Raw genomic sequence first — 2,638 nt, 5'->3', positions numbered from 1 at the left:
TACTACAGAAGCATCTACTGAACCACCTGTAGATATCTCAAAATTACCGGAGTTATACAACAAGTCGGGATCGTTTACTTGGGAGAAAAGAGCGATCGCCTTTGTGGATACTAATCGTAAATCCCTGACTGGAAGTATTAAAACTAGAGTCATTGAAACCGATATCTATTTACCTCAAAGTCAAACACCTACACCAGTTGTAGTCATTTCTCACGGACTAGGTTCCGATCGCAGTAGCTTTGCTTACCTGGCAGAAAATTTAGCATCTTATGGATTTGCTGTTGTTGTTCCTCAGCATCCTGGTAGTGATTCTCTCCAAATGGAAGCACTACTCACAGGGAAAAGCCAACAACTATTTGCAGACACAGAACTAATTGACCGACCTTTAGACGTAACTTTTGTACTTAATCAATTAGAACAGCGTTCAACATCCGATCCCTGGCTACAAGGAAAAATCAACGTTCAACAAGTTGGCGTGATTGGACAATCTTTCGGTGGTTACACAGCCTTAGTCTTAGCTGGCGCACACATCAATATTAATCAGTTGCACAAAGATTGTAAATCTGAATCTGATCCGGTCAATGTTTCGTTGTTGTTGCAGTGTCGTGCTTTAGCACTGGGAAAAAATTCTCCTGATTATGAACAGATACAACAAAACTTAAGTAACCTAGATTTAGGCGATCGCCGAGTTAAAGCTGTGATTGCTCTGAATCCAGTTACGAGTAGTATTCTTGGGCAAGCAGGTCTGAGCCGAATCGAAATTCCTGTAGTCATTGCTGGTGGAGCCTCAGACACGCTTACTCCCGTCTTGTTGGAACAAGTACAAGCATTTTCTTGGTTGACTACCAAAGACAAGTATTTGGGTATTGGTGACAAAGGAACTCATACTGATTTGATTGCTGGTGTGAGTAGCGTAATTTTACCATCTTCTAACAGGTTCTCTGGTTTCTCTGGACGTGACCCAGAATTGGGACGCATTCATTTTCAGGCTTTTAGTACAGCTTTCATGAAAGTATATCTTGCTCACCAGACTGAATATCGTCCTTTTCTAAGTACATCTTATGTGAAGAACTCAAATCGTGATGAACCAGTCAAAGTCTATTTCGTTAGGTCGCTACCACCAGGATTTCCCCAAGAATTAGTTCGTCAGAAATGAGAATTAAATAATTAATAAGACTTACACATTGACAATAAATACCAAATATGAATAAGTTTAAAAACCACATCTTTCGTAAGGACACAGCAATGCTCATACGTGTCAACTTAACGTGAAAGTCCCGCAAGGAACTTATCAGTAAATATCGAGAGCCGGAAGAGGAATTAAAACAGCTGGCGCTTGATTTAAAGAACAGCGTTCCGATTCCTACAGCTTTAGACGCTGCTCAGGAACCCAGCAAACCAGCAAACATCGATGCGATCGCTCAAACGATTGATCCTGCAATAATTACCAACCAAAATAATCCATTAAAGCGAAATCGAACGGGATTTTTTCAAGGAGGATTTTGGCTCGGCAGAGAACTCGATCCCAAGTATGAGCAGCAGGTTGCCCTGACAAACTAGATTGACGCAAAAACGATACTATGCTTATGGGTACTCCCACCCAAAAAAGAAACAGTCCCAAACGTGTAGGAACTGTTACAGGTAGTTTGCGTCCCAGAATAAAACCTACTAGGACTAATCCTGCCAGCTTGACGTATAGTTCTAAAAGGTTTGTCAAGATTGCGCCTAAAAACCACAGATGTAAAATGCTACCTGTTACGTTTACTTTTGTCCAGTGCAAAATCTGTTATGGTTATCCCACAAAAACAGGAGTTTACCCTTGAATAAGGCAGGGTTTTCTGGAAGACCGCAAAACTCATCAAATGACCTTGGTGATGATATTCCAGTGGCTGTACGCGATACCCCTGATGCAACACCTAAATTCTGGTTGAAACCCCGAATTATCCTTATTGGGGGAGTTGCGGGATTTGTCTTGCTCGCTTTACTTAGCGGTTTTTTGTTTTTTGTCACAGCACCCAAAAAAACCACTGATTCTCAACCTTTACCAGCTACTTCTACTCCTACAACTCCAACTCCAACAGCATCTAATAATTCCAGCGATACTGTGTTGGGGCATTTTCCATACCCAGAAGCCCCTGAGTCAGAACTAGTAACCATCTCCGCAAATAGGGGCATTAGAATGCGAAAAGCTGCTGCCCAAAAGTTTGAGGAGATGGTGGCAGCAGCGAGGAGTTCAGGTGTAATTTTAGTGCCGATTTCTGGCTTTCGCTCAGTCAAAGACCAGGAACAGTTATTTTTTGCTGTCGGTGCGCAACGAAATCAAACGCCAGCAGAACGAGCCGCCCTCAGCGCTCCTCCTGGTCATAGCGAACATCACACAGGTTATGCTGTGGATGTTGGAGACGGAGCAGTACCAGCAACTGATCTCCAAACTAACTTTGACCATACCAAGGCTTATCAGTGGCTGCAAGCGAATGCAGCGCGTTTTGGCTTTGAAATGTCTTTTCCTAAAGATAATGCTCAAGGCGTGAGTTATGAGCCTTGGCACTGGCGTTTTGTAGGCGATCGCAATAGTTTAGAAATGTTTTACAAAGCCAGAAACTTGAAACCCGCTAAAATATCGCCTTGAAGAAGAATT

The 2,638-nt window shown here is 42.6% G+C and carries 2 protein-coding genes and 1 pseudogene; 2 read left to right on the top strand and 1 reads right to left on the bottom strand.

Annotated elements, in window-relative coordinates:
• Positions 1–1,156 (top strand): alpha/beta hydrolase family protein (locus HWQ37_RS09165; protein WP_292746062.1); only part of this gene is annotated, 1,156 nt, incomplete at its 5' end.
• A gap of 387 nt (positions 1,157–1,543) precedes the next feature.
• On the opposite strand, the pseudogene HWQ37_RS09160 reads toward HWQ37_RS09165, so the two are convergent.
• A pseudogene (locus HWQ37_RS09160) lies at positions 1,544–1,717 on the bottom strand (AEC family transporter); the annotation flags it as partial.
• 102 nt (positions 1,718–1,819) lie between these two features.
• Here HWQ37_RS09160 and HWQ37_RS09155 point away from each other — a divergent pair.
• Positions 1,820–2,629: a M15 family metallopeptidase gene (locus HWQ37_RS09155; protein WP_292746060.1), complete on the top strand. Its 810-nt coding sequence runs from the start codon at positions 1,820–1,822 to the stop codon at positions 2,627–2,629.
• Positions 2,630–2,638 lie beyond the last annotated feature (9 nt).

It is taken from the genome of Nostoc sp. NMS4 (assembly GCF_017115095.1).
Classification (GTDB): Bacteria; Cyanobacteriota; Cyanobacteriia; order Cyanobacteriales; family Nostocaceae; genus Nostoc.
This window is presented reverse-complemented; position numbering and strand designations above follow the sequence as displayed.